Here is a 25,867-nt window from a genome sequence, read left to right as displayed (position 1 = left end):
ACATATACACTTGAATATGACATACTAAATTATTATAAACTAAAAAGGCAGGAGTTAATATGTTGAAGGTTCAGTTTATAAAACTGAATAATGGGTACAATATTTAGCACTTGTAGCTATGAGAAGAAAATCATAGGTGCAAGTGCTAAGACTTGTACCTATGTGATACTGTAATAATAAGAATCACATTGGTAAATTTTGGGATAAATTTACATGTGGTTCTTTTTTTATATAATGAAAGGATGTGATAATATTTGGCATAAAGTCGATGCCTGCATAAAAACACAAGAATTATAATTGAATTAAATGGCGATGACGAAGAGAAGTAACGCAACTTATCGTTCTCAGTGAGTGGGAGATAGTGAGAACCCCATAAAGTGAATTTGCGTGAATAACACTTTATCAGCTGCAATCTGAACATCATACAAAGAAATATTGTGTGATAAGTAGGTGAGCCGTAAGCTGTGCGAAAAACAGCAAGGTTTTTTGAACCGTTGAGTGACTGTTAGTCAGTAATTCAGGTGGTACCGCGGACATTATGTGTTCGTCCTGAACTTTATAGTTTTGGATGAGCATTTTTTTATGCTCAAATATTTATAAAAGGAGAATACTTATGAACACATCAAACATTTATCGTAACAGGACATTGGACAAAATCAGCGAAAGTGATGTTGGCTGTGAATTAAAAATAGCAGGATGGGTTGAGAACATCAGAGATCATGGAGGAGTATCCTTCATAGATTTAAGAGATATGTATGGCGTAATGCAGGTTGTATTACGAGACAAAAACCTTCTAACCGGAATCAACAAGGAAGACTGTATATGCGTTGAGGGCAAAATTGAAATACGCGACGAAGAAACATATAATCCTAAAATACCTACAGGAACAATTGAAATGGAAGCACAATCCGTTGAAATACTTGGTAAGGTGTATAAACAACTACCTTTTGAAGTAATGACTTCAAAAGAAATACGCGAAGATTTACGTCTCAAATACCGTTATCTTGATTTAAGAAATAAGAAAGTCAAAGACAATATAATATTCAGATCAGAAGTTATCAGTTTTTTAAGACAAAAGATGACTGAGATGGGCTTTTTGGAAATCCAGACACCTATTCTCTGTGCTTCATCCCCAGAAGGTGCCAGAGATTATATAGTTCCATCCCGTAAATACAAAGGAAAGTTCTATGCACTACCACAGGCGCCTCAACAATACAAGCAGCTTTTAATGGTATCCGGTTTTGATAAGTATTTTCAGATAGCACCTTGCTTCCGTGATGAGGATGCTCGTGCAGACCGTTCACCAGGGGAATTTTATCAGTTGGATTTTGAAATGAGCTTTGCTACACAGGAAGATGTATTCCGGGTGGGAGAAGAAGTGTTGACAGCTGCATTTAAGAAATTTGCCCCAGAAGGAAGCAAAGTAACAGAGGCACCATATCCGGTAATAAGCTATAAGCAGGCAATGCTTGAATTCGGAACTGATAAACCAGATTTGAGAAATCCTCTAAGAATAGTGGATGTAACTGATTTCTTCCAGAGATGTACCTTTAAACCTTTTCATAACAAAACGGTTCGTGCAATCAAGGTACATGCTGATATGTCAAAGGGATTTCATGAAAAACTGCTAGAATTTGCTGTTTCAATTGGCATGGGTGGCTTGGGTTATCTTGAAGTAAATGACGACATGACCTATAAGGGACCTATTGATAAATTTATTCCCGATGACATGAAGGGAGAGATTGCACAAATTGCAGGGCTGAATCCGGGTGATACAATTTTCTTTATAGCAGATACAGAAGAACGTACAGCACTTTTGGCTGGACAGATTCGCACAGAACTTGGCATCCGTCTTGATATTTGTGAGAAAAATGCATACCGTTTCTGTTTTGTTAATGATTTTCCTATGTTTGAGTATGACAAAGAAGAAGAGAAGATTATATTTACACATAATCCATTCTCAATGCCTCAAGGCGGACTTGAAACCCTGAATAGCAAAAATCCATTAGAAATTCTTGCATATCAGTATGATATAGTTTGTAACGGCATTGAATTGTCCTCTGGTGCAGTTAGAAACCATAGTTTAGATATAATGGTCAGAGCTTTTGAAATTGCAGGTTATACAGAGGAAGACCTACAGCAAAAATTCGGTGCATTGTATAATGCATTTCAGTATGGTGCTCCTCCACATGCCGGAATGGCTCCGGGTGTTGACCGAATGATTATGTTGCTGAGAAACGAGGAAAACATTAGAGAGGTTATACCATTCCCATTAAACGGCAACGCCCAGGATTTGATGTGTGGTGCTCCCAGTGAAGTAACAGAAAAACAGCTTCGTGAAGTCCATATAAAAATTAGATAGCAAAGTTTTAAATTATTGATATTAAGGTAAAGCATTAATAAATGGGTGTATTCTTTTATCCCGTTTATTAATGTTTTTATTTAATTTTCTTAATCTACTTTTATAATAGAGTATATTATGTAGAGAAAAGCTTTAAGTGGTGTATCACAGTCTTTTTTAAACCACATTTTGAAAGCACCCACAAGACCTGAGGTATAGAACTCAAGTACATATATGTTGGTAAAGTCTATAGATTTTGATGAGAAGTTTGTCAGTATATTTTTAATGAAATTCTGCAGTTTTTTTTCAAAACCGGTATTACTGCTGTCACTGAAAAATCTTTTCAGAAAATCATGATACTCTTCCAACAAAGATTCTGCTTTTTCGAGAAAAGCGCTGTTAACAGTATTTTCTGACTCACTAATCAATATATGTAATTTGTATTCAATATCAGACAATATCTTATTTTCCAGACAATCAAGAGCATCGTATATATCCTGAAAGTAATCGTAAAAGGTAATTCTATTATATCCTGCTGTATCAGTAATTTTTTTAATCGTAATTTTTTCTATATCATGATCTTTATATAGTTTCCAAAATGAGTCCAACAAAATTCCCTGGGTAAATTGTCTACTTTTTGACATTTTAATCATGGTTTACCTCAAAAACATACATTTGGTACTTTATTGTATATTGAAAAAGCACGCAACTGTTTTATTCTATTTATATAACATATTATGAGGGATTTGTAAAATGGAAACAAAAAGGTATAAAAATGGAACATACTTAATTTTTGCCGTTTGTCTGCTTTGTGCAGTATTTTTTCTAATGTTTATTGTAGAAAATAACAGTGCACCTGCAAATGGCGGTTTAGGCTATAAGGATTTAACTGCTAACTCTATAAAGTATCCAAGAACACTTTTTGATGATTCTAAAATACACACTATTGATATTCAAGTTGATGAGCGTATCTGGAATAATATGATAGAAAATGCTCTGTATGAAAAATATATTCCTTGTACAATGATTATAGATGGCGTCACAATAAATGAAGTTGGAATAAGGCCAAAGGGAGATACCTCTCTTAAGCAGTTAATAGACATGAATTCTCAAAACTTTAGTTTTAAGGTTGAGTTTGACCACTATAAAAAACAGACATTTGATGGGCTTGATAAAATGGTACTAAATAACTGTTCCAAGGATACGACTTATATGAAGGATTATTTGGCACAGCATATGATGAACTATATGGGAATAGCGGCTCCGTTATCAAGCTATGTAAATATAAAATTAAACGGTAAAGATTTTGGTTTCTATATGGCAACAGAAGCCGTAGAAAAATCTTTTTATGTCAGAAATTACGGAGTCATTGATGGAAAATTGTATAAGCCTGATTCACTTGGTTTGCCCAAGTATGATTATATTAAAATTATGGGCTACGAGATGGAAGATGGTCAATCCGCGGTTGAGTATCTGGCAGATATTATGTCCGGTAATGCCTATAAGAACTATAGCAGTAGCACAAGGGTCGACATGATTGGGGACATGGCCAAAGTACTTATAGACTCAAACGAAATTAACACAGACGTTACTGGTCTGACATATATTGATAATAATCCAAAGAGCTATAAATCTATTTTAAATTCAGCAGTTTTTACTGTAGATGAAACTGACAAAGGACGACTGATTAATTCAATAAAGAAGCTGAGCAGTGGTGAAGATTTGGATAATACATTGGACGTTGATTCTGTGATAAAGTACTTCGTAGTTCATAACTTTGTAGATAATTACGAAGGATATACTAGTATTTTTTCACATAATTATTATCTCTGTGAACGTGGGGGTAAATTATCAATGATCCCTTGGGATTATGACCTGGCTTTTGGTTCCTTTGCGGTTGATCCAGGAGATTCATCTTCTAATCTGTTCGGTAACTATATAAAAACAACAGATGCCCAGTATGGTATGAGTTCTGCTAAAAGTATGGTTAATTATCCTATTGATACGCCTGTATTTAAAGCTGATTTGGAAAAAAGGCCAATGATAAATCAGATACTTAAAAATAGTAAGTACAGAGATAAGTATCATAAGTACTTTGAGGAATTTATTGCCAATTATTTTAACAGCGGTTACTTTGACAAATTCTTTGAAGCAACTGTTAATATGATATCTCCATATATCAAAAATGATAAAAAGGGCTTCTTTACGTACGATCAATTTGTGGAGGGGGTTAATGAACTAAATAAATTCTGCAAGCTTAGAGCAAAAAGTGTTCAGGGACAGTTAAGCAATACTGTGCCGGCAACATTAGAGGGACAAAATGAGAAACCTGAAGCTCTGGTTGATACACAGGGTCTGGATATGAGCAAAACAATTACAATGTACTCAATACTGGGGATTTCCAACAAAGATATGGATGGAGTATTAAAAATTCTTATGGATTATCTCCCTGAAGAATATAAAACAGACGGCAAAATTGATATGTCAAAATTTAATTCATCTGATATTACTTATTTGAAAAAAGTGTTCGGAGTAATGGGGCCAATTGCTTATGAGATTTCAAAGAGTGTCAAAACGTCAGAAAATACAGTCATAAATCACGGAATATCAAGAATAGTATTAGTCTTATCACTAATTGCAATAATTACATTTACCATATTGCTGAGCAAGTATTCACGAGTAAAGTACAAAAAAAGAAGTATGAGGAGGGGGAGATTTGAAATTACGTCACGAATACAAGATATTTCTTAACTATTCAGATTATCTTACTGTTCGGTCACGACTGAGAGCAGTAATACCACATGATAGTCACGTTGGTGAAACAGGTGAATACAAAATAAGAAGTCTGTATTTTGACAACATCTACAACAAGGCACTATATGAAAAAATAAGCGGGGTCAGTATACGTGAGAAATTCAGAATTCGTTGCTACAATAATAATTATGACTTCATAAAACTTGAGAAGAAAAGCAAAATAAACGGAATGTGTAACAAGGTATCAGAGAGGGTCACAAAAGATGAAGTAAGGCGAATAATTCATGGTGATATAGAATGGATGCTTAATTCTGACAGGCAACTTGTTTCTGAGTTGTATGTAAAAATGAAAATAGAACAACTAAGACCTAAAGTTATTGTGGATTATATTCGTGAACCTTTTGTATACTCCGCAGGAAATGTAAGAATTACATTGGATAGGGATGTAAGGACAAGTATAAATAGTATAGATATGCTTAATCCTAACGTTCCTACAGTTTTAGCAGAAGGCAAGACAATAATTTTAGAGGTTAAATATGATAATTACAAACCTGCCATGATTTCAGATATAGTCATGGTTCAGGACAGGCTTGTATCGGCATTTTCAAAATATGTAGCCTGTAGAAAATTTGGGTAAATACTTCTAGGGGGGAAAATAAAGTGGACAGCATTTTAGATTCAAGTTTTATAAAGAATGCAACAGCAGTAAGCGGCTTTGATATGTTTGTAGGAATTATAGTTTCATTCATGATAGGCTTTTTTATTTTTATGGTTTACAAAAAGACTTTTTCAGGAGTAATGTTTTCAGCAAATTTCGGGTTATCATTAATTGGTATGGCAATGATAACCTGTGCGGTTATACTGGCAGTTTCTAGTAACGTAGTACTTTCCCTTGGTATGCTTGGTACACTCTCAATAGTAAGATTCAGGACGGCATTAAAGGATCCCTTTGATATTGTTTTTTTGTTCTGGGCAATTACATCAGGAATAGTGGTTGGTGCAGGGATGATTCCACTTGCAGTTGTAACAAGTATTCTAATGGGTATCGTAATGACTGTTTTTGTAAATAGGAAAAGCAGGGCTACACCATATATAATAGTAATAAATTGTGAGAATTCTGATATTGAAGACAGTGTAATAAATTTAATCGAAGAAAAATCGGCAAAATCGATTGTTAAAGGAAAGACAGTATCAAAAACAGGTATGGAACTTACAGTAGAAGTTCAACTTAAAGATGGATATAGTAAATTTGTTAATGATATAATTAATATAGAAGGTGTTGTAAATGCCGTTATGGTCAGCTATAACGGAGAATATATGGGATAAAAGACTTTTTTAGAGAAAGGGGATTCAATCATTGGAGAATAATATTATGACTGAATCAAATATAAAAAACAAATATAACAAGATTTTTGTAAGTACTGTATTTCTTCTTTTATTGGGTCTTGCATTTACAGGTCTTGTCCTACTAATTAAATCTGGTTCAATAGACGGCTTTGACAGTGCTGTATACGACTTTTTGAGAAGCCTTAAATCACGTACTACAAAACAAATTGTTAAGTTTCTGGGAGTCATAGGTGAGTCGCAAGTAAATTTATACTTGGGTCTAGCAATAGCAGCACTTGGAATTGTAGTTTTTGCTAACAAGGAAGGTTATTCCAAGTATATATCCTACGCTACGGGAGTATTTATTGTATTCTTTTTAAACCCTCTGCTAAAAGATGTTTTCAAACGCCCTCATCCGGATGCAGATGTGGACAAATTCTCCTTTCCAAGCAGGCATGCCGCAATGGCGTTTATATTTTATTTGGTACTTTATCTTGTAGTAAACAAACGTATAAAGATAAAGGCCGGAAGAATTGCACTTGCGATTTTCTGTGTAATAATGCCTCTACTTATTGGCTTTAGCCGGGTTTATCTTAAAAATCACTATGCAAGCGATACTATAGGCGGGTATCTTGAGGCTGGCATTGTATTTACAATTGTAATATTGATAAAAAATCTAATTGAGCATTTTTCAAGGAGAAATTAATTAGTAAAATAAAAAAATCTTCTTAACGTTAAAACGTTAAGAAGATTTTTTATTCATCAATATTACATAAATATGAACTTTTTCTTAATATTTAGCGTCAAAATTGATAATAATTACTAGTGTGTTATAATTGTTTAAGAAAAAATAGGAATAATTATCTAGTTATACTCGGTTGAAAGCGAGGAGAAGTACCAAATGTCAAAGAAATTATTATCAATAGTCGTTCCGGTATACAATGAACAAGAAGTAATAGATGAAACCTTTAAAAGACTTTCTCAAGTGTTTGAAAACTATTTTATGGATGTTGAATACATTTTTATAAATGACGGAAGTAAGGACAATACATATTTTAAACTCAGGGAAATTGCCTTGAAAAATTCATGTGTACGAGTAATAAATTTTGCAAGGAATTTTGGACACCAGATAGCTATTACGGCTGGTATGGATTATGCAAAAGGCGACGCTATAGTAATAATAGATGCAGACCTGCAGGATCCTCCTGAAGTTATTCTCAAAATGGTTGAACAGTGGAATCAGGGATATGATGTAGTATATGGCAAGAGACTTCAAAGAGAAGGAGAAACTTTTTTCAAAAAGTTTACAGCAAAAATGTTTTATCGTTTTCTTGATAGTATGACTGATGTTAAACTACCAGTTGATGTAGGAGATTTCAGGCTTATTGACAGAAAAGTTTGTGATGCCATGAAATGCCTCCCGGAGCGTTCAAGATATGTAAGAGGCTTGGTTAGCTGGGTAGGATTTAAGCAGACAAGTGTAGAGTACAGACGAGAAAAAAGATTTGCAGGAGAAACCAAGTATCCACTAAAAAAAATGCTCAAACTGGCAGGAGACGGAATATTCTCCTTTTCATATAAACCTTTGAAGCTTGCTACTTTTGCAGGTATGATTGTCTCAATAATAAGCTTTATATATCTTATTGTTGTTTTGATACAGAGATTTGTAAAAAACGATATTGCCTCTGGCTGGGCATCATCAATGGCGGTATCCCTGTTCTTTAACGGCGTGATGCTTATAGTTATAGGAATTATGGGGGAATATGTTGGTAGAATATACGAAGAAGTAAAAGCTCGTCCTTTATACATTGTCGGAGAATTATTAGGATTTCAGGAAGAGGCTGAGAGGAAAAACGACATTTAATGAGTACAATAAATAAAGATACATTAAACAAGACATTAATAATTCTACTGACAGCTTTTACGGCATATTTACTGTATCTTAACTTTTTGTATTCCGCATATAATAGTGTATTTATATACGCACTTTTGGTACTCCCTGTAGTATTGATTATTTATCTGGTTTCCTACAAGTTAAATATATCTCCTTTGGTGTTTTTTACGGTAATATTTTTGCTGGCCTTTATATCTAAAGGCTTAGTGGCAATTACCTCCGATACGATACCTATATCAGATTTTAACACATTTTATAATTGTGCCATAAAACTGAATAAGGGAGATAAATCCTTTGGTCATGGATTTTATTTCACATCATTTGCGTATCAGACAGGACCGGTTATCTACTATGCAATGATTATGAAATTATTCGGTACGGGACTTCTGCCTTTAAAGCTTGTAAATTGTTTTTTCATGGCAGGGTCCAATTCCCTTATTTATCTTATAGCAAGAAAAATATCAAATGATTATACAGCAAGGTTTGTTTCTTTATTATATCTTTTATATCCAGCGCCATATTTTCTGACTCCGGTACTTACAAACCAGCATTTTGCAGCATGTATGTTTATGCTTTCCATATACCTGCTCCTTGAAACTCGTATAAATTTTGCAATAAGAAGCGTAGCAGCAGGAATATTTCTTTCTTTTGGGAATGCTGTCAGACCCATTGGTGTGGTTATACTAGGAGGTGTTATGATTTGGGCAGTTGCACAATCTATAATAGAAAAAAAGCTTCTTCGTATTGTTGCTTCAGCGATTATGATTGCAGCATACTTCCTTATGAGTTTTACTTTTTCCACAATAGTAAAAAAGGCGGATATAAACCCCGAAGGCTTGAGTAATAATTATCCCTTATGGAAATTTGTTGTGGGCTTTAATTACGAAAGTAAGGGAACATTTTCTTACTCTGACCAGAACGAAATATTTTATATACAGGATTTTAATGAGAGAAATGAAGTATCAAAGAAGGTAATAAAAGAACGTATATCCATAGGACCGAGGAAAATACTTGATTTGATTAATACAAAACAGAAAATTATGTGGAGCTATTTTGATACTATGAAGTGGGGATTTTATGAAAAAAAGAACAATCACCTTGTTGCTTCTGATATCATGAAAAAATACGAATTCCGTATTCTGAAAATAGAAAAAATGTATTACATCTTTGCCTTTATACTTATGTTAGCAGGGTTATGTTTAACACTCAAACAGAAAAAAATCTATACAGGAGTTGTGTTGATATCATCAATAATCGCATGCTATTTTGCCGCTCATGCTTTGATTGAAATACAAGTCAGGTACCGGTATTTTGCCATAATGCTTGTGTTTGTGCTTGCGGCCAAAGGAAGTGAGCTGTTGATGTCAGGATTTCATGAATACAGGAAAAAATACAAACTGTCAACCTGACAAAAATAGCAATTCATTATATAATAAAATAAAGCATTATAAAAATATGTAATAATAATCGGAAATGGAGATATAACAAATGCAACAGTACCTTGACTTATGCAAACATATACTTAAAAACGGCATTAAAAAAGAAGACAGAACAGGAACGGGAACTATAAGCACTTTTGGTTATCAAATGAGATTTGACCTTCAAAAAGGATTTCCTTTATTAACAACTAAAAAGCTCCATTTAAAGTCAATAATACATGAACTTCTCTGGTTTATAAGCGGAGAAACAAACATAAAGTATTTAAAGGAAAACGGAGTTTCCATATGGGATGAGTGGGCAGATGAAAATGGCAATCTTGGTCCCATATACGGACATCAATGGAGGTCTTGGAGTACCCCGGACGGAAGAAACATTGACCAACTCAAAGAAGTTATTGAACAAATAAAAAACAATCCAGATTCAAGAAGACTCATAGTAAGCTCATGGAATGTGGCAGATATAGAAAAAATGGCTTTGCCGCCGTGCCACTGCTTTTATCAGTTTTATGTGGTTAACGGGACATTGTCCTGTATGCTATACCAGAGAAGTGCAGATGTATTTTTAGGCGTGCCTTTTAATATTGCGTCATATGCATTGTTTACAATGATGATAGCTCAAAGCTGTGGATTGAAAGCCGGTGAGTTTGTCCATACATTGGGAGATGCCCACATTTATCTAAATCACATTGAACAGATAAATCTGCAAATAAGCCGTGAGCCAAGACCATTGCCCAAAATGAATATTAATCCTGATGTAAAGGATTTATTCGAATTTAAATACAGTGATTTTACGTTAACTGATTACGACCCTCATCCGCATATTAAAGGAGTGGTGGCTGTATGATTTCAATGATATGGGCTATGGGTCTGAATAATGCCCTTGGCTGCAAAAATAGAATACCCTGGTATATACCAGCCGATTTTGCATACTTCAAAAAAATTACTATGGGAAAAACGGTCATTATGGGGAGAAAAACTTTTGAATCCATTGGTAAACCCTTGCCAGGCCGAAAAAACATAGTAATTACACGTGATACAGACTATAATCCTGAGGGTTGTACCACAGTTAATTCAATACAAAAAGCCATGAATTTTATAGGAGAAGAGGAAGTCTTTATAATTGGGGGAGCAGAAATATACAAAGAATTTCTTCCTCTTTCAGACAGACTGTATTTGACTCTGATAGAAAAAGAGTTTGAAGCAGATACTTTTTTTCCGGAAATTGACTATAACCAATGGAAACAGGTATCTTGTGAAATTGGAACCAAAGATGAAAAAAATCCATATGAATATAAATGGCTGGTATATGAAAGAATAAAATAATAATAGGGGAAATAAGAATGTATAAAAAATGTTGACAGAGTAAATATATTTTGTTATCATATTTATGCAAAACAAGAAGAAGTTTTTCCACTTCTCACCCGAGCGGACAAGGTTTTGCCGGGTCAATATCGGTTTTAAACATATTTATATGTCATGGCTGAGATTTGAGAGTTGAGATTATTAGTGGATACTTACTTCTATCCACTTTTTTTATTGTTTAAATATTATATGGACTTGAAGAGAATCTTCTTGCCTATTAAATGCGGAGGTGTCAGTTATTAGCAAAAATGAATTAATGATCAATGAGGAGATAAGGGATAAAGAAGTCAGACTTATCGATACTGATGGTACTATGATTGGTATATTACCAATTAAGGAAGCCCAGAAACTTGCAAATTCAAAAAATCTTGATTTGGTAAAGATTGCTCCACAGGGAGTACCGCCTGTCTGTAAAATAATGGACTACGGTAAATATATGTTCGAACTTGCCAAGAAAGAGAAAGAAGCAAGAAAAAATCAGAAGATCATAAATATAAAGGAAGTTAGAGTTTCCCCTTCTATTGAAGACCATGATTTTGAATTCAAAGTTAAGAATGCATATAAGTTCTTAAAAGATGGAGATAAGGTCAAGGTTTCTGTTAAATTTAGAGGGAGGGAAATGCATTACACCTCAATAGGCAACGAAATTCTAGACAAGTTTGCGGAAGCAGTAAAAGATGTTGGAACAGTTGAGAAGAGACCAAAACTTGAAGGCAAAAGTATGATAATGATACTTAATCCAAAGCAGTAGGATAGGAGGAGAATGATATGCCAAAGTTAAAGACACATAGTGCATCTAAAAAGAGATTTAGAGTTACAGCTACAGGTAAGATCAAAAGAGGTCAGGCTTGGAGAAACCATAGACTTGTATCAAAGTCAAAAAAGGCTAGAAAGCATCATAGATTAGGTGCATACGTTTCAGCTGCACAAGAAGCTACTATCAAAAAACTTATTCCATATAAATAAGAAGGAGGACGAAGGTTTATGGCAAGAGTTAAAGGTGCGGTTAGAACCCGTGCAAGACATAAAAAGATACTAAAGCTTGCAAAAGGATATTTTGGTGCAAAGAGCAAGCTCTACAGAATGGCGAACCAAGCTGTAATGAAATCTTTGAATTATGCTTACAATGACAGAAGAGCAAAGAAGAGAGATTTCAGAAAGCTTTGGATAGCAAGAATTAACGCTGCTGCAAGAATAAATGGTTTAACATATAGCAAATTCATCAGTGGTTTGAAGAAGTCAGGAATAGAACTTAACAGAAAAGTTCTTGCTGATTTGGCAGTAAATGATGCGGCTGCATTTGCTAAGCTTGCTGAAACTGCAAAAGCTGCTAAATAATAAATTTGAAATATGTAATATATTGGAAATTTAAGGAGTCCTTTAAGGGGCTCCTTTATTTGATTTTGAATATTACCGGACAATTACGCTTGAAAGGAGAATAGACAGATGGATAAAGTAGTTTTCCTTGTGGATATGAATGCATTTTTTATAAGCTGCGAAATGTCCAGAAATCCTGAAATAGCTGGCAAACCGGCTGCTGTTGCGGGTAATCCCAAAACAAGAACGGGAATAATTCTTGCTGCAAACTACGAAGCAAGAAAATTTGGAGTAAAAACTACTATGGTTATTCATCAGGCTCTGAAACTTTGTCCTGAAATGTTGCTTGTTCCGCCGGATCACAGGTTTTATGAAAGAAAGTCTATGGAAGTTATGAAGATTCTTGAAAGATTTTCGCCTGTCATAGAACAAAACAGTATAGATGAGGCTTGGTTGGATATGTCGGGAACAGAATCTCTATTTGGAAGCCCTGTGGAAGCAGCGCAACAGATAATGGATGCAATAAATGACGAACTGGGATTATGGTGCTCTATAGGAATTTCCCAAAACAAGCTTCTGTCAAAAATGGCATCTGAAATTAAGAAACCAATGGGGATAACCGAACTATGGCAAAAGGACATTCAAACAAAGTTATGGCCTCTAAAGGTAACAGACCTGTACGGAATAGGGAGACAGACAGGTCTTAGGCTTAACAATTTAGGGATTAATACTATAGGTGATTTAGCAAACTATAATTCACAGGCTTTGGTCAGCTTCCTTGGTAGACAGGGGTTAGAGCTTCAAAGAATGGCAAATGGTATTGATACATCTGAGGTAACGCCTCATGTGTCAGGAGAAATGAAGTCCATTGGACGGTCAACAACACTTGCATCAGACATAACAGATATTGAAGAAGTGAAAACGACATTTATTGAGATGTGTGAAGAAGTTGGTTACGAAGCTCGGAGAAATAATAAAAAGGGTCGTACAATTCAAATAACTATAAAGTACTCTGATTTTAAGACAATAACAAGACAAACAAGCATAGAGCCTACTTATCTCACAAAGGATATTTATGAGACAGGGTTCTCTCTCCTTAAAAAAAATTGGAATAGTTTAATGCCTGTTCGTCTAATAGGAATAAGCATTAGCGGCTTTGGAAATGAAGGCCTTTCTGGGCAAATGTCATTGTTTGATGAAATTGATTTTTGTGACGATTTATCTAAAAAAGAAGAAAAGCTTGAAAAAGCTATTGATTCAATAAGAAGTAAATTAGGGACAAATTCTATTAGCAGAGCTATACAGATTAAGAAACCGAAAAGAAAGTAATTACTTTTTTAATAGGCTGTTGTTTTTCAGCATAAGTCGTTGTTTTTGATAAATAAACTTTGTCAGAGTGCTAGAATCCTGTGAAGAAATATAAGCAAAATTCATACCTACTTCATGTTTATTGTTCTCAAGCTTTGTGGAACGGATTACTTGAGCCAGCACTCGTATTTGGCCCATGCCTTCAAGGTCTATCGAAATATCTGACATCATACCCGAATCAACAGAATTATCCATAATCAGGCATAGACCGCTTCCGCTAATATTTTTGGTGAATGCAGTTTTAAAATCATTTGATGATATTTCTTTAAATTCAGGTTTTCCTTTAGTCAATAGGTGGTCGTCCACAGGAGTGTATTTGCATTCCAGAACTGCATCCAGTCTGTAGTTCATTCTTCTCTGGATTTTGGTAAATTCACTGGTTATTAATGCTTCAAAGGTTTCAAGATGCCCTGTTTTTTTATATTCTTTTACGGTAGCATTAAAATGCATTAGCTCTTGTCTTTGATTTAAAAAGTAGACTATAATATTTAGCCCAGTTGATAGATACTTGTAACGTCCCTCGCTTATTGGTGCAGCAATAGTTATATTTTTTTCATCTGCTACATCCAGAAGTTGGCTAATATAACTGGAAGCCTGGGAAGGGATTTTTTTTAGGTACTCCGGTATTTCGATTTCTAATTTGGTCCCTATAATAATGTCATAAGCATTCATTAGAATTCTCCATAATAAAATTTATATTTGATAATTTATTATATTCTAATTATTATGATTTTAATCTGCTAAATGAATGATTTTCCTTAGAAGTGGACATGGAATTAATTGTGAGATATAATTATCACTGGCATTGTGGGGAATAATTTTATAATAACGGAAGTGATGGATATGAAAAGATATTTTATAGGAAACAGATATGAAACTACAGGTGATAAGAGAAATATATTTGATAAGCTTTTTCTGAATACCAGATGGTATTTTGTTTATGGATATGCCAAGGAAGTTATAAAGGGACGAAACCTTGCTGTAAAAAATAAATTTGATTTGGAAATATGGGTGGCTTCCAGTTATAAAATTGTTGAAAATATTGAAAAAAGCGGTGGTAAGCTGTTTATTGAGGGTTTGGATAATATTTCAAAGGTAGACGGTCCTGTTGTGTTTGTAAGTAACCATATGAGTACTTTGGAAACTTTTGTATTTCCATCTATTATTGTACCCATAAAGGAAATTACCTTTGTTGTAAAGGAGTCTCTTGTATCAATGCCAATATTTGGGGCTATTATGCGAAGCAGAGACCCTATAGTAGTATCTAGAAAGAACTCCAGACAGGATTTACTTAATGTGATAAACAAAGGAAAGGAAATACTGGCTGAAGGAAGGTCTATTGTTTTATTTCCGGAAGGAACAAGACAGGAGCAATTCGACCCGGAAAAGTTTAATTCATTGGGTATAAAGCTAGCAAAAGAGGCTGGTGTACCTGTAATACCTGTTGCAATAAAAACTGATTTCTGGGGAAATGGAAAACTTATAAAGGACATTGGACCAATCCGCAGAAAAGAACCTGTGTGCATGTCTTTTGGCGAGCCCATAACAATAACCGGAAATGGTAAGGCAGAACATAAACAGGTTATAGAATTTATAACAAATAAGGTAAATGAATTCAAAAATATAAAAATATGAAAAAAATCTCATTTTAGTATTGTAAAATAAATTACTTGCTAGTAAAATAATATAATGGGATTCGGGGTGTGGCTCAGTTGGTAGAGCGCGACGTTCGGGACGTTGAGGCCGCTGGTTCAAGTCCAGTCACTCCGACCATAAGAGGATTTGCTAATGTGTTTTGGCAAGTCCTTTTATATTTTATTTACCTTTAATAATAAATTATTGCTCTTAAATAAATACTATAAAAGAATTGTTAAAAATATATTACCATATGTATTATGTTCTGCTATAATATTTTTTGGTACTCGAAAGATTTTTTGTTAAAAATCGGCTTAAAGCTATATAGAATAACCGAGTTCTTTTTTTTTGCTATTTATAAATATTAGATATATCGGAGGAAAAAATGAGTGTTAAACTGTCAGATGCGTTATTGAAGAGTGTTGAGAAACCATCTAGATATACCGGTAATGAATGGAACAGTGTCATAAAGGATCCTAAAAGTGTAGATATACGTTTCGCATTTTGTTTTCCTGACTCTTACGAAGTAGGAATGTCCCATCTAGGTATGAAAATACTATACCATTTACTAAATGAAAGAAATGATTGTTATTGTGAAAGGGTATTTGCTCCATGGACAGATATGGAAGAAAAAATGAGGCAGAACAATATTCCTTTGTATGGACTTGAATCTAAAGATCCAATAAAGGATTTTGATTTTGTAGGCTTTACACTTCAATATGAAATGAGCTTTACCAATATAATAAATATGCTTGATTTGGCAGGCATACCTTTGACCTCGGACAAAAGAAGTGATGGTGATTCATTTGTTTGTGCGGGAGGTCCTTGTGCATATAATCCCGAACCATTAGCTGACATAATTGACTTTTTTATGATGGGCGAAGGCGAAGAAATAATAAACGAAGTAATGGATGCATATGCAAAGTGGAAAGGAACAGGACGTACAAGACAGGAATTCCTAGAAGATATAGTTAAAATAGAAGGTATATATGTACCGGCATTTTATGATGTTTCATACAATGAGGACGGAACTATAAAGAGCTTTGTACCTAAAAAACCAGATTATCCAGTAAAAATCAAAAAGAGAATAATCAAAGATATGGACAAAGTATATTTTCCTGAAAAAGTAATAGTACCATATACTGATATAGTACATGACAGAATAATGCTGGAAGTATTTAGAGGTTGTACAAGAGGGTGCAGATTCTGTCAGGCAGGATTTATATATAGACCTGTACGTGAAAAGAGTCACAAGAGATTGCTTGAGTTGGCCAACAAGCTTGAGGAAAGCTCTGGTTATGAGGAAATTTCACTAACATCACTAAGTACAAGTGATTATACGGAGCTTCACGAGCTGACAACAGGATTGCTTGAGGAAATGGAGGAGAAAAAAGTAAATTTATCTTTGCCTTCATTAAGAATCGACTCATTCTCACTGGATTTAATGGAAAAAGCTCAGAAGGTGAGAAAAAGTGGCCTTACATTTGCACCGGAAGCTGGAACCCAAAGACTAAGGGATGTAATCAACAAGGGCGTAACAGAAGAAGATTTGCTAAATGCTGTATCTCTGGCATTCAATGGTGGATGGAACGGTGTGAAGTTGTATTTTATGCTCGGACTTCCTACAGAGACAATGGAAGATGTTGAGGGAATTGCGGACTTGGCTTACAAGGTAGTAAATGCTTATAAAAATGTTCCAAGAGAAAAGAAAGGAAAAGGCCTCAATGTTACTGTGAGTACATCTTCCTTTGTACCCAAAGCCTTTACTCCATTCCAATGGGAACCCCAGGATAGCAGAGAAGTTCTCAATGAAAAGCAGATGTTTTTAAAAAGTAAGATTCGTTCAAAACAGGTAACTTATAATTATCATGAAAACCGTTTAAGCCTTTTAGAAGCAGTGTTTGCCAGAGGAGACAGAAAGACATGCAAGGTGCTTCTAAAAGCTTGGGAAATGGGATGCAAATTTGACAGCTGGGGAGAACACTTCAAGTTTGATGTATGGATGAAGGCTTTTGAAGATTGCGGGGTAGACCCATATTTCTATGCTACACGCAAAAGAGACTACGAGGAACTTCTGCCTTGGGATCATATTGATATAGGCGTTTCAAAGAAATACCTTATTAGCGAATCAAAAAAGGCATTGGAAGGAAAAGTTACACCCAATTGTCGTGTAAACTGCGGCGGCTGCGGTGCTACAATATTTGATAGCGGTATTTGTGGAGGTAATTAAATTGACTATTATACGTGTAAAGTTCAGACGTGGCGATGAAGTCAAATTCATTTCTCACCTTGACCTCATGAAGGTATTTGAAAGAGCTATAAGAAGGGCAAGACTTCCTATAGCCTATTCTCAGGGCTTTAATCCTCACCCAGGTATGGTTTTTGGTCTGCCTTTAGGGGTGGGAGTTACAAGTGAAGCAGAGTACGGTGATTTTGAAATTACCGATGATGGGATGTCACCGCAGGAATTTGCAGATAGACTGAATTTACAACTGCCTAAAGGAATAGAGGTTTTATCTGCGAAAAAGAAGATGTCCAAGCAAAATATTATGGCTACTATTGCTGCATCTGAGTATGTTGTAATTGTAGGAACTCCGGCAGAATGCAGCCAAAAGGCTTTAAAGACGGCTATTGACAAATACTTGTCTCAAGAAGAGATAGTTGTCAAGAAAAAAACCAAGAACGGCGTAAAGGATACTGATATAAGAGGTATGATATTTGATTTGAATTTTGAGCTTCAGCCTTGTGAAAACTTCAACATTATCAGATTTACGGCTCTTGTCAGTGCCGGAAGCAAAGCGAATTTAAAGCCTGACCTTCTGATTGAGTCTTTGTGTGGATATCTTGGATTTGAATATGAGATTGACAGGATTCATAGAACAAAGCTTTTTGTAAGGTCACAGGATCAGCTTCTGGACCCTATGGAAGAAGTAGTTTGAGGTGATTAGATGGTTAATGAAATTATAGTGGATGTTAGTCCAGGTGAAATAAGAGTTGGTATTCTGGAAGATAAGGAACTGGCTGAGATTCATATAGAAAGGACAAATCATCAGGGGCTTGTAGGCAACATATACAGGGGAAAAGTAAGTAGTGTGCTGCCGGGTATGCAGGCTGCATTTATTGATATAGGATATGAAAAGAACGCATTTTTGTATGTAGGTGATGCAATTCCTAAAAAAGAATACTCAGATGATGAATCAGAAGTTTCCAGTAACTACGAAGAATACAATATTACAGATATACTTAAGGTAGGACAGGAAATAACAGTACAGGTTATAAAAGAACCTATAGGCACAAAAGGCCCCAGAGTATCAACGCACATAACTTTACCAGGAAGAAACCTAGTTTTGCTGCCAAATGCAGATTATATAGGGATATCAAGAAGAATTGAAAACGATACGGAAAGGCAGAAGCTAAAGAAAATAGCTGAAAAACTAAAGCCTCAACACATGGGGTTAATTGTTAGAACTGTGTCTGAGGGAAAAGAAGAATCTGACTTTGTAGAGGATGTTTCTTTTCTCTTAAAGCTTTGGACAAAAATAAAGGAAAGCGAAAATAAAGGCCCTGTACCAAGGTGTATTCATAAAGACATAAATCTTATATACAGGTCAGTCAGAGATTTATTTACATGGGATGTAAACAAATTTATTATAAACAATGAGAAAGAGTACTTAAAAGTACTTGAACTTGTTGAAATGATATCTCCACTGCTCAAAAACAGAGTAGAGCTGTTCCAAAAGGATTATAAGATTTTTGATTACTACCAGATAGAAACAAAAATCGAGCGTGCACTATCCAGAAAGGTATGGCTAAAATGCGGTGGGTATATAATCATAGACAAAACCGAGGCTCTTACAGTAATTGATGTTAATACAGGTAAGTTTGTAGGAGAGAGTAATCTCGAGGAAACAGTACTTAAAACCAATATTGAAGCAACAAGAGAAATAGCAAAACAACTTCGATTAAGAGACATAGGCGGCATTGTAATAATAGATTTCATTGACATGAATAACTCCGAACATCAGCAATTGGTATTGGATTCCCTAAAACAAAGTTTAAAAAGTGATAGAACAAAGACAATAGTGCTGGGTATGACAGAGCTTGGTTTGGTTGAAATGACCAGAAAGAAGATAAGGCAAGAGTTGTCAACTGTTATGAGCTGCGATTGTCCTGTATGTGATGGTACGGGAAAGGTTTATACGGGAGAAACTAATGCAATGAATATACTCCGGGAAGTAAAGGAGCATATGAATTGTAAACCTGCAAAAAAATTCAAGCTAGAAGTACACCCTACTGTGGCTCCTGCCATAGAAGATAATATTGAAGAACTCTTAAATAATTTTGTTGAGAATAAAGATAAGAAAATAAAAGTTACAGCCGCCAATGATATAAGACCCGCAAGCTATAGAATTAAAGACATTGACATGGATTAGTCCTTGTGATAAAATATATCGGTAGCCGCACGGCCAAGGCTCCCTAAATATAATTCATTTGAATTATTGCCTGTGATGAATACTCCTGTTGATGTAGTATATACGTCATAAAGCCGGCGAGATTTGTATTAGGAGGTGTATATATGTACGCAATTATAATGACTGGTGGAAAGCAGTACAAAGTTCAGGAAGGCGATGTAGTTTTCATAGAAAAACTCGCTGCTGAAGAAGGATCTTCAGTTACTTTTGATAAGGTGTTAGCTGTATCAAAGGACGGAAATGTAACCTTTGGTGCTCCTGTTCTTGAATCAGCTTCTGTAAGTGGAAAGGTTCTTAACCACGGAAAAGGTGAAAAGATTATCGTTTTCAAATACAAAGCAAAGAAGAACATCAGAAATAAAAAGGGACACAGACAACCATATACAAAGGTTCAAATCGAAAAGATCAATGCTTAATTAAGGATAATGGTTAGATGATTAAAATTAATATAGGCAAGGATGCAGCAGGAACTATTAAGACGTTTGTTGTAAAAGGACATGCAGGGTTTGCTGAAGAAGGCAGCGATATTGTATGTTCAGCCATTTCTGCAATCGCTTATACTGCGGTTGGAGCTATTGAAGAGTTGATTGGACTAAAAAGCTTTTTTAAACAGAAGCACGGGTTTATGTCTTGTAAACTTGACATGGAGTTGTCTCCTGAAAAAAGGCATGATGCCAATGTAATAATGGCTACTGCGGAAATTGGATTCAAACAGATAGAATTTGCTTATCCTGACTATGTGAAGGTATTGGATGAGGAGGTGTAATCTCATGATAAAGGTTAATTTACAGCTTTTTGCTCATAAAAAAGGTGTTGGTAGTTCAAGAAACGGACGTGACAGTGAAGCTAAAAGACTGGGTGTTAAAAGAGCTGATGGTCAATTCGTTCTCGCAGGAAACATTCTTGTTCGTCAAAGAGGTACAAAGATTCATCCTGGTGTAAACGTAGGAAAAGGTAAAGATGATACTTTGTTTGCATTAAAGGATGGAAAGGTTAAGTTTGCAAGACTTGGCAGAGATAAGAAACAAGTTATGATAGTGACTGCTGAGTAATTAAAAAATTATCGCATTAAAAAAGGTAGAGAATGTGATACGCATTTTCTACCTTTTTAGCGTATAATAAAAGTTATTTTTCACATAAATTATTTGTTTCAGGTTAAAATAAACAGAGTTCTGGATTTGGTTAAAAAGAATATTTGTTTTATGGAGAGAAGATAAATGTTTACAGATAGCGCTAAAATATATGTCAAGGCCGGTAATGGAGGAAACGGAATGGTTTCATTCCACCGTGAAAAGTACATAGCGGCCGGAGGCCCGGACGGGGGAGACGGTGGAAAAGGCGGAGATGTAATATTTGTAGTTGATGAAGGCCTTAACACCTTGATTGACTTCAGATACAAAAAGAACTTCAAGGCTGAGTCAGGACATGATGGAGGACCGTCAAACTGTTCCGGGAAAAACGGGGAAGATTTAATAATAAAGGTTCCTCGTGGCACTATGGTAAAGGACGAAGCGACAGGTATGGTACTTGTTGATTTGATAAAGCCCGGTCAAACATGTGTTATAGCAAAAGGCGGAAAGGGTGGAAAAGGTAATCAGCACTTTGCCACTCCTACAAGGCAGGTACCTAATTTTGCGAAAAGCGGAGATCTCGGAGAAGAATTCAACTTGATTCTTGAATTAAAGATGATAGCTGATGTTGGACTTTTAGGATATCCCAATGTGGGTAAGTCCACAATACTCTCAATGGTTTCTGCTGCCAAGCCCAAAATTGCAAACTACCACTTTACAACGTTGGTTCCTAACCTTGGAGTTGTCCAAATAGAACAGGGTAAAAGCTTTGTAATTGCTGATATCCCAGGTCTTATAGAAGGGGCACATGAAGGTGTTGGACTTGGTCATGAATTTTTGAGGCATGTTGAGAGGACAAAACTCCTTATACATGTTGTAGATGTATCCGGGGTTGAGGGCAGAGATGCAATAGAGGATTTTGACACCATTAATTCGGAATTAAAAAAATATAATGAAGTTTTATCTACAAGACCACAGATAGTTGCTGCTAATAAAATGGATATACCAGGTGCAGAAGAAAACTACAAGGCTGTTAAGGAAGAACTTGAAAAAAGAGGATACAGAGTATTTGGAATATCTGCAGCAACAAATAAAGGGCTGAAAGAACTCATGTATGCTGTTTCAGAAACATTAAAAACACTTCCAGACACCATTCTTCTTGATGAAACAAAGAATGAAGAGGTTGTATACAAAGCTCAAGAGGAAAAGCCTTTTGAAATACACATTGAAGACGGTGTATATGTAGTTGAGGGTAAATGGCTGAGAAAGGTCCTCGGTTCTACTAATATTACAAATTATGAGTCACTACAATATTTCCAGAGAGCTCTTAAGAAAAAAGGTGTTATTGCGGCACTTGAAGAGATGGGAATAGAGGAAGGTGACACGGTCAGAATATATGATACCGAGTTTGATTATACCAGATAGTAAGATTATGCATGGGTATTTTCTATGCAGATATGGAGGGTTCAATGCTTACAGGTAAACAAAGAAGCTATTTGAGGTCGCTTGCAAATAATCTTCAGCCCATTTTTCAGGTTGGAAAAGGCGGAGTAAGCGATAATATGATAAAGCAGTTTTCAGATGCACTGGAGGCTAGAGAACTGGTAAAAGCCACTGTCCTGAAAAATGCAGAATGTGATACTAAAACCATATGTGAAGAAATTGCAGAACAGACAAATTCCGAAGTAGTTCAGGTTATCGGAAGTAAGTTTGTTTTGTACAAGCCATCTGAAAAGAATTCCGTAATAGAGCTGCCGTAGGGCGGCTTTTTATTGTATTAAAAAAATATGTAATAAATTTATACTATCCTGAATAATATAATAGGTATTTCGTTGATAAAACTTAGTAAAAATTTCAGGAGGGTATATGAAAGAAAACTACGCTACACAAAACCACACTTATGAATGTCTTGACAAATCTTCAATAAAAAAACTCAGTGATAAGACACTGCTTGAAAAGGTTAAAGATACATATAAATTTCTAAAGTTAAACGAGATATACTTAAAAAACATAAGAGACGATTATGGAAAACAAAAAATAGCCCAGCTTAGAGTTCAGTTTATTCGTCATCAGCTGAATTTACTTATAAGCGAGTGCTTTTCCAGAGGATTGAAGCACGGACTAAATAGTTATTACTAAAAAGTCAGATGTTATTTTCCTAATTATCGTCAACTGTATTGGTAAGTACTGATAAAATTTTACTATACAATTTCTCTGAATTCTGAGCCCAGTTGTCGCAGATTTTCTTTGCGTCATTACGGCTTCCAACAGACATTTTTAAATCAATATAGGTAAAGTTTCCTTCACAAATCTTTAAACTAACGATATACTCATTTTCTTTTACGGCAACAAAGTCTGACTGTATGTTTATTTCATTTTTTTTGCTTTTTTTATATTTGTTTAAAGCCTCATCAATTCTGGCTTTTATGCCGGCAGGAATTAATGAAGTAAAATACTCCAGACTTTGTTTTCCGGCAGAAGAAATACTATATGACAGCTTTTCGTCAGAATCTATTTTTGTAAGAAATTTTCCTTCACAAAGTTCATCAAGATATTGTTGAAGAAAAATATAATTCATCAGCTTATTTTCTAATATAATTTTTGTAATAAGCAAATTGGTTACCGGTGATTCAAGATTATGAATAATATATAATAATATCAGCTTATTTTCGGCAAGTTCTCTGCTGCTTTCAATAGAACCCATAAATACCTCCGCTCTTAGCTGTAATTTAGCTTGAAATTACATTAAAATTATACCATAAAGACTTATGGTTTACTATATTACCTTAAAAAGACTTTTTATATGGTTAAATTTTAGCTTTATTTCCCGTGCACTACCTTTATAGTTAATGATATAATATTTAAATCAGAATTAAACACAAAAGGAGATATACGTGTCAGACAATTTATATAAAGAACTGGAAACAATAGTATACGGTATGGGAGGAACTTTCTTTGGAACCTCGGATGTAGAGGATCATTTACCTGAACCCTTAAAAAGGTATCCTATTGCCATAACTTTCGGTGTCAGACTTTCAGATGCAATAATTGACGAGATAGACGATAAACCTACCTTTACTTATTTTAACCATTACCGGTCTGTAAATGCCTTAATAGACCAAATATCCCTTAGACTGGTTCTGTCTATTCAGGCACACGGCAAAAGGGCATATTCCATTGCTGCATCACAAAGCATACCTTCCTCACCAATACCTTACAGTGGTGTGTTTCCTCATAAAACAGGCGCTGTTTTAGCAGGCCTGGGCTGGATAGGCAAAAACGGATTATTTATCCATAAGGATTACGGCCCCAGAGTGAGGCTTGGGACTGTTCTTACAGATATGGAGCTTCCTTGTGAAAATATAATACTACAAAATAATTGTTCATCATGTAACAGGTGTGTAAAAGCATGTCCTGCCCTTGCTCTTACCGGGAATAAGTGGGAGTTTGGGAAACCTCGTGAAAATGTAGTAGATGCAAGAGCTTGTTCTGAATATATGAACAGGAATTTTAAGCATATAGGCAGGGGCTCAGTATGTGGAATTTGTATAAAAGTATGCCCAAGCGGGAGTAGTATAATATGACAATAATGTAAGGGAAATTAAGGAAAAATGTCGTTATGAGGTGTTCTTAAACGTTGACTGTGGAAAATACGTGTGCTATTCTTTTTAGGATAGAAGGTATTCATATTTAATGGTTTATTTGAAATATAATCCCTAGAGTACACTACTTTCAGGGATTTTACTTTTTATAAGATACATAAGAAAACATATATAAGGTGAGTTACATGTCTATAGATAGGAAAAAAGTTGAAGAGCATATCAGAGGTTTACTGATTGCCATAGGAGAGGACCCTGATAGAGAGGGGCTTAAAGAGACGCCCTCACGTGTGGCTCGTATGTACGAGGAGATTTTTGAAGGGATAAGCTATACCAATGACCAGATTGCTGAAATGTATAACAAGACCTTTGAAGATGATTTGGTGATACCTAAAGATAACAAAGAAATGATATTGGTTAAAGATATAGACATTTTTAGTTATTGTGAGCATCATATGGCCCTTATGTACAATATGAAGGTTGCAGTTGCTTACGTGCCAAATGGCAAGATACTGGGTCTTAGCAAAATAGCCAGAATTGCCGACATGGTGGGAAAACGCCTTCAACTGCAGGAGAGAATAGGTTCTGATATAGCTGAAATTATGCAAAAGATTACTGATTCAGAGGATGTTGCAGTAATTATTGAAGGACAGCACGCATGTATGACTGCTCGAGGTATTAAAAATACAGGATCTCTAACTACAACTACTACTTTTCGTGGAAAATTCAACACAGATGATAATCTTACAAAAAGATTGATGATATTATATAAGTAATAATACAGGGGACAGTATGGAAAGAGTACAAATGATATTAAACCATCCACAATTTAAAAAGTATATGGAGTTGAATTCTCAGGCAGAAAGAGACCGTAAATTTTGCCACCATGATATTCAACATTCATTAGATGTGGCAAGGGTTGCATATATTATTGCACTTGAAAACAAATACGACCTTAAAAAAGAAATAATATATATAACTGCACTTCTCCATGATATTGCTAAATGGAAGCAATATAGTCAAAAGGCGGACCATGCTGCTGAAGGGGCAGTTTTAGCACGTGAGATTCTTTTAGATTTAAATATGGAAAAAGACGACATAGAAATGGTTTTAGATGCAATTGAAAAACATCGTAAAAAGGAAGGACACAGTACGCCACTAAGTAAGGTTTTATATGCAGGTGATAAGTCTTGCCGACAGTGTGTCAAATGCGCTATGGTTGGGGAATGCAACTGGTTTATCAACGGCGGCACACCTGTACTAAATTACTAAAAGGATGAAGGATAACAA

29 protein-coding genes and 1 tRNA gene are annotated in these 25,867 nt (G+C 35.1%); 27 read left to right on the top strand and 3 right to left on the bottom strand.

The window, feature by feature from the left end; genetic code table 11:
• The first annotated feature begins 613 nt into the window (after positions 1-613).
• On the top strand, positions 614-2,362 hold the full coding sequence (aspS, locus tag K412_RS0102770; protein WP_024831696.1) for an aspartate--tRNA ligase: 1,749 nt from the start codon (positions 614-616) through the stop codon (positions 2,360-2,362).
• Positions 2,363-2,451: 89 nt separating this feature from the next.
• Here the strand turns inward: aspS and K412_RS0102765 are convergent, their stop codons facing one another.
• Positions 2,452-2,994 carry a TetR/AcrR family transcriptional regulator gene (locus K412_RS0102765; protein ID WP_024831695.1) on the bottom strand — a complete coding sequence of 181 codons (543 nt, stop codon included), beginning with the start codon at positions 2,992-2,994 and terminating at the stop codon, positions 2,452-2,454.
• Between the two features lie 100 nt (positions 2,995-3,094).
• On the opposite strand from K412_RS0102765, the gene K412_RS0102760 reads away from it, so the two are divergent.
• The 12 genes from K412_RS0102760 (at position 3,095) to dinB (ending at position 13,762) form a co-directional block, all read left to right on the top strand.
• Positions 3,095-5,092, top strand: a complete 1,998-nt coding sequence (locus K412_RS0102760) for a CotH kinase family protein (RefSeq protein WP_024831694.1) — start codon at positions 3,095-3,097, stop codon at positions 5,090-5,092.
• Positions 5,058-5,732, top strand: a complete 675-nt coding sequence (locus tag K412_RS0102755; protein ID WP_024831693.1) for a polyphosphate polymerase domain-containing protein — start codon at positions 5,058-5,060, stop codon at positions 5,730-5,732. Before K412_RS0102760 ends, K412_RS0102755 begins: the two co-directional genes overlap by 35 nt.
• 23 nt (positions 5,733-5,755) lie before the next feature.
• Positions 5,756-6,421 carry a DUF4956 domain-containing protein gene (locus K412_RS0102750; protein ID WP_024831692.1) on the top strand — a complete coding sequence of 222 codons (666 nt, stop codon included), beginning with the start codon at positions 5,756-5,758 and terminating at the stop codon, positions 6,419-6,421.
• Positions 6,422-6,467: 46 nt separating this feature from the next.
• A complete protein-coding gene (locus K412_RS0102745; protein ID WP_034847099.1) occupies positions 6,468-7,127 on the top strand; it encodes a phosphatase PAP2 family protein in 660 nt (219 codons plus the stop codon).
• A gap of 195 nt (positions 7,128-7,322) precedes the next feature.
• On the top strand, positions 7,323-8,285 hold the full coding sequence (locus tag K412_RS0102740; protein ID WP_024831690.1) for a glycosyltransferase family 2 protein: 963 nt from the start codon (positions 7,323-7,325) through the stop codon (positions 8,283-8,285).
• Positions 8,285-9,724, top strand: a complete 1,440-nt coding sequence (locus tag K412_RS0102735; protein WP_024831689.1) for a hypothetical protein — start codon at positions 8,285-8,287, stop codon at positions 9,722-9,724. The genes K412_RS0102740 and K412_RS0102735 overlap by 1 nt, the downstream gene beginning before the upstream one ends.
• A 79-nt stretch (positions 9,725-9,803) precedes the next feature.
• Positions 9,804-10,598 (top strand): thymidylate synthase, encoded by a 795-nt coding sequence (locus K412_RS0102730; protein ID WP_024831688.1) that lies wholly within the window; start codon positions 9,804-9,806, stop codon positions 10,596-10,598.
• Positions 10,595-11,077, top strand: a complete 483-nt coding sequence (locus K412_RS0102725; RefSeq protein ID WP_024831687.1) for a dihydrofolate reductase — start codon at positions 10,595-10,597, stop codon at positions 11,075-11,077. Before K412_RS0102730 ends, K412_RS0102725 begins: the two co-directional genes overlap by 4 nt.
• A 295-nt stretch (positions 11,078-11,372) precedes the next feature.
• Positions 11,373-11,867, top strand: coding sequence for a translation initiation factor IF-3 (infC, locus tag K412_RS0102720; protein WP_024831686.1), 495 nt, complete (start codon positions 11,373-11,375; stop codon positions 11,865-11,867).
• 17 nt (positions 11,868-11,884) lie between these two features.
• Positions 11,885-12,082 (top strand): 50S ribosomal protein L35, encoded by a 198-nt coding sequence (gene rpmI, locus K412_RS0102715; RefSeq protein WP_024831685.1) that lies wholly within the window; start codon positions 11,885-11,887, stop codon positions 12,080-12,082.
• 18 nt (positions 12,083-12,100) lie between these two features.
• Entirely contained in the window at positions 12,101-12,454 is a 354-nt protein-coding gene (gene rplT, locus K412_RS0102710) for a 50S ribosomal protein L20 (protein WP_024831684.1), read from the top strand.
• 108 nt (positions 12,455-12,562) lie between these two features.
• Positions 12,563-13,762 (top strand): DNA polymerase IV, encoded by a 1,200-nt coding sequence (dinB, locus tag K412_RS0102705; protein WP_024831683.1) that lies wholly within the window; start codon positions 12,563-12,565, stop codon positions 13,760-13,762.
• On the opposite strand, the gene K412_RS0102700 is transcribed toward dinB, so the two are convergent.
• Positions 13,763-14,473, bottom strand: a complete 711-nt coding sequence (locus tag K412_RS0102700) for a flagellar brake protein (protein ID WP_024831682.1) — start codon at positions 14,471-14,473, stop codon at positions 13,763-13,765.
• Positions 14,474-14,644: 171 nt separating this feature from the next.
• Between K412_RS0102700 and K412_RS0102695 the strand changes: the two genes are divergently transcribed.
• The 11 genes from K412_RS0102695 to K412_RS0102645 all read left to right on the top strand — a co-directional run bounded on the left by K412_RS0102695 (position 14,645) and on the right by K412_RS0102645 (position 23,117).
• Positions 14,645-15,436, top strand: a complete 792-nt coding sequence (locus K412_RS0102695) for a lysophospholipid acyltransferase family protein (protein WP_024831681.1) — start codon at positions 14,645-14,647, stop codon at positions 15,434-15,436.
• 62 nt (positions 15,437-15,498) lie between these two features.
• Positions 15,499-15,574 (top strand) — tRNA-Pro (locus K412_RS0102690).
• Positions 15,575-15,821: 247 nt separating this feature from the next.
• On the top strand, positions 15,822-17,666 hold the full coding sequence (locus tag K412_RS0102685) for a TIGR03960 family B12-binding radical SAM protein (RefSeq protein WP_024831680.1): 1,845 nt from the start codon (positions 15,822-15,824) through the stop codon (positions 17,664-17,666).
• 1 nt (position 17,667) lies between these two features.
• Positions 17,668-18,375, top strand: coding sequence for a TIGR03936 family radical SAM-associated protein (locus K412_RS0102680; RefSeq protein ID WP_024831679.1), 708 nt, complete (start codon positions 17,668-17,670; stop codon positions 18,373-18,375).
• Between the two features lie 9 nt (positions 18,376-18,384).
• Entirely contained in the window at positions 18,385-19,869 is a 1,485-nt protein-coding gene (locus K412_RS0102675; RefSeq protein WP_024831678.1) for an Rne/Rng family ribonuclease, read from the top strand.
• 143 nt (positions 19,870-20,012) lie between these two features.
• Positions 20,013-20,324 (top strand): 50S ribosomal protein L21, encoded by a 312-nt coding sequence (rplU, locus tag K412_RS0102670; RefSeq protein WP_024831677.1) that lies wholly within the window; start codon positions 20,013-20,015, stop codon positions 20,322-20,324.
• Positions 20,325-20,341: 17 nt separating this feature from the next.
• On the top strand, positions 20,342-20,674 hold the full coding sequence (locus K412_RS0102665; protein WP_024831676.1) for a ribosomal-processing cysteine protease Prp: 333 nt from the start codon (positions 20,342-20,344) through the stop codon (positions 20,672-20,674).
• 4 nt (positions 20,675-20,678) lie between these two features.
• Positions 20,679-20,960 (top strand): 50S ribosomal protein L27, encoded by a 282-nt coding sequence (gene rpmA / locus K412_RS0102660; RefSeq protein WP_024831675.1) that lies wholly within the window; start codon positions 20,679-20,681, stop codon positions 20,958-20,960.
• Positions 20,961-21,125: 165 nt separating this feature from the next.
• Positions 21,126-22,403, top strand: coding sequence for a GTPase ObgE (gene obgE / locus K412_RS0102655; RefSeq protein WP_024831674.1), 1,278 nt, complete (start codon positions 21,126-21,128; stop codon positions 22,401-22,403).
• A gap of 44 nt (positions 22,404-22,447) precedes the next feature.
• Positions 22,448-22,738, top strand: coding sequence for a ribosome assembly RNA-binding protein YhbY (gene yhbY, locus K412_RS0102650; protein WP_024831673.1), 291 nt, complete (start codon positions 22,448-22,450; stop codon positions 22,736-22,738).
• Between the two features lie 106 nt (positions 22,739-22,844).
• The gene (locus K412_RS0102645; protein ID WP_024831672.1) at positions 22,845-23,117 is read left to right on the top strand and encodes a hypothetical protein; all 273 of its coding nucleotides are present in this window, start codon (positions 22,845-22,847) and stop codon (positions 23,115-23,117) included.
• A gap of 19 nt (positions 23,118-23,136) precedes the next feature.
• Here K412_RS0102645 and K412_RS0102640 read toward each other — a convergent pair whose 3' ends face one another.
• The gene (locus K412_RS0102640) at positions 23,137-23,682 is read right to left on the bottom strand and encodes a DUF4364 family protein (protein WP_024831671.1); all 546 of its coding nucleotides are present in this window, start codon (positions 23,680-23,682) and stop codon (positions 23,137-23,139) included.
• Between the two features lie 190 nt (positions 23,683-23,872).
• On the opposite strand from K412_RS0102640, the gene K412_RS0102635 reads away from it, so the two are divergent.
• From K412_RS0102635 to K412_RS0102625, 3 genes are all read left to right on the top strand, one after another.
• Positions 23,873-24,562, top strand: coding sequence for a 4Fe-4S double cluster binding domain-containing protein (locus tag K412_RS0102635; protein WP_024831670.1), 690 nt, complete (start codon positions 23,873-23,875; stop codon positions 24,560-24,562).
• 203 nt (positions 24,563-24,765) lie between these two features.
• Positions 24,766-25,353, top strand: coding sequence for a GTP cyclohydrolase I FolE (gene folE / locus K412_RS0102630; RefSeq protein WP_024831669.1), 588 nt, complete (start codon positions 24,766-24,768; stop codon positions 25,351-25,353).
• A 16-nt stretch (positions 25,354-25,369) separates the two neighbouring features.
• Complete coding sequence (locus K412_RS0102625) at positions 25,370-25,849, top strand: HD domain-containing protein (protein WP_024831668.1); 480 nt, start codon at positions 25,370-25,372, stop codon at positions 25,847-25,849.
• Positions 25,850-25,867: the final 18 nt, after the last annotated feature.

Origin of the sequence: Ruminiclostridium josui JCM 17888 (assembly GCF_000526495.1) — a bacterium.
GTDB lineage: Bacteria > Bacillota > Clostridia > Acetivibrionales > DSM-1351 > Ruminiclostridium > Ruminiclostridium josui.
Note: the sequence above shows the minus strand (reverse complement) of the source record. Positions and strands in the feature narration are given on the sequence as shown.

Excerpts from the sequence above, each read along its gene's own strand:
- K412_RS0102740 (WP_024831690.1), top strand. The coding sequence starts at position 7,323 with ATGTCAAAGAAATTATTATCAATAGTCGTTCCGGTATACAATGAACAA.
- K412_RS0102685 (WP_024831680.1), top strand. The coding sequence starts at position 15,822 with ATGAGTGTTAAACTGTCAGATGCGTTATTGAAGAGTGTTGAGAAACCA.
- K412_RS0102625 (WP_024831668.1), top strand. The coding sequence starts at position 25,370 with ATGGAAAGAGTACAAATGATATTAAACCATCCACAATTTAAAAAGTAT.
- K412_RS0102700 (WP_024831682.1), bottom strand. The coding sequence starts at position 14,473 with ATGAATGCTTATGACATTATTATAGGGACCAAATTAGAAATCGAAATA.
- K412_RS0102665 (WP_024831676.1), top strand. The coding sequence starts at position 20,342 with ATGATTAAAATTAATATAGGCAAGGATGCAGCAGGAACTATTAAGACG.
- rpmI (WP_024831685.1), top strand. The coding sequence starts at position 11,885 with ATGCCAAAGTTAAAGACACATAGTGCATCTAAAAAGAGATTTAGAGTT.
- K412_RS0102745 (WP_034847099.1), top strand. The coding sequence starts at position 6,468 with ATGACTGAATCAAATATAAAAAACAAATATAACAAGATTTTTGTAAGT.
- K412_RS0102725 (WP_024831687.1), top strand. The coding sequence starts at position 10,595 with ATGATTTCAATGATATGGGCTATGGGTCTGAATAATGCCCTTGGCTGC.
- K412_RS0102640 (WP_024831671.1), bottom strand. The coding sequence starts at position 23,682 with ATGGGTTCTATTGAAAGCAGCAGAGAACTTGCCGAAAATAAGCTGATA.
- K412_RS0102695 (WP_024831681.1), top strand. The coding sequence starts at position 14,645 with ATGAAAAGATATTTTATAGGAAACAGATATGAAACTACAGGTGATAAG.
- K412_RS0102675 (WP_024831678.1), top strand. The coding sequence starts at position 18,385 with ATGGTTAATGAAATTATAGTGGATGTTAGTCCAGGTGAAATAAGAGTT.
- rplT (WP_024831684.1), top strand. The coding sequence starts at position 12,101 with ATGGCAAGAGTTAAAGGTGCGGTTAGAACCCGTGCAAGACATAAAAAG.
- obgE (WP_024831674.1), top strand. The coding sequence starts at position 21,126 with ATGTTTACAGATAGCGCTAAAATATATGTCAAGGCCGGTAATGGAGGA.
- K412_RS0102735 (WP_024831689.1), top strand. The coding sequence starts at position 8,285 with ATGAGTACAATAAATAAAGATACATTAAACAAGACATTAATAATTCTA.
- rpmA (WP_024831675.1), top strand. The coding sequence starts at position 20,679 with ATGATAAAGGTTAATTTACAGCTTTTTGCTCATAAAAAAGGTGTTGGT.
- K412_RS0102645 (WP_024831672.1), top strand. The coding sequence starts at position 22,845 with ATGAAAGAAAACTACGCTACACAAAACCACACTTATGAATGTCTTGAC.
- rplU (WP_024831677.1), top strand. The coding sequence starts at position 20,013 with ATGTACGCAATTATAATGACTGGTGGAAAGCAGTACAAAGTTCAGGAA.
- folE (WP_024831669.1), top strand. The coding sequence starts at position 24,766 with ATGTCTATAGATAGGAAAAAAGTTGAAGAGCATATCAGAGGTTTACTG.
- aspS (WP_024831696.1), top strand. The coding sequence starts at position 614 with ATGAACACATCAAACATTTATCGTAACAGGACATTGGACAAAATCAGC.
- K412_RS0102730 (WP_024831688.1), top strand. The coding sequence starts at position 9,804 with ATGCAACAGTACCTTGACTTATGCAAACATATACTTAAAAACGGCATT.
- dinB (WP_024831683.1), top strand. The coding sequence starts at position 12,563 with ATGGATAAAGTAGTTTTCCTTGTGGATATGAATGCATTTTTTATAAGC.
- K412_RS0102760 (WP_024831694.1), top strand. The coding sequence starts at position 3,095 with ATGGAAACAAAAAGGTATAAAAATGGAACATACTTAATTTTTGCCGTT.
- infC (WP_024831686.1), top strand. The coding sequence starts at position 11,373 with ATGATCAATGAGGAGATAAGGGATAAAGAAGTCAGACTTATCGATACT.
- K412_RS0102765 (WP_024831695.1), bottom strand. The coding sequence starts at position 2,994 with ATGATTAAAATGTCAAAAAGTAGACAATTTACCCAGGGAATTTTGTTG.
- yhbY (WP_024831673.1), top strand. The coding sequence starts at position 22,448 with ATGCTTACAGGTAAACAAAGAAGCTATTTGAGGTCGCTTGCAAATAAT.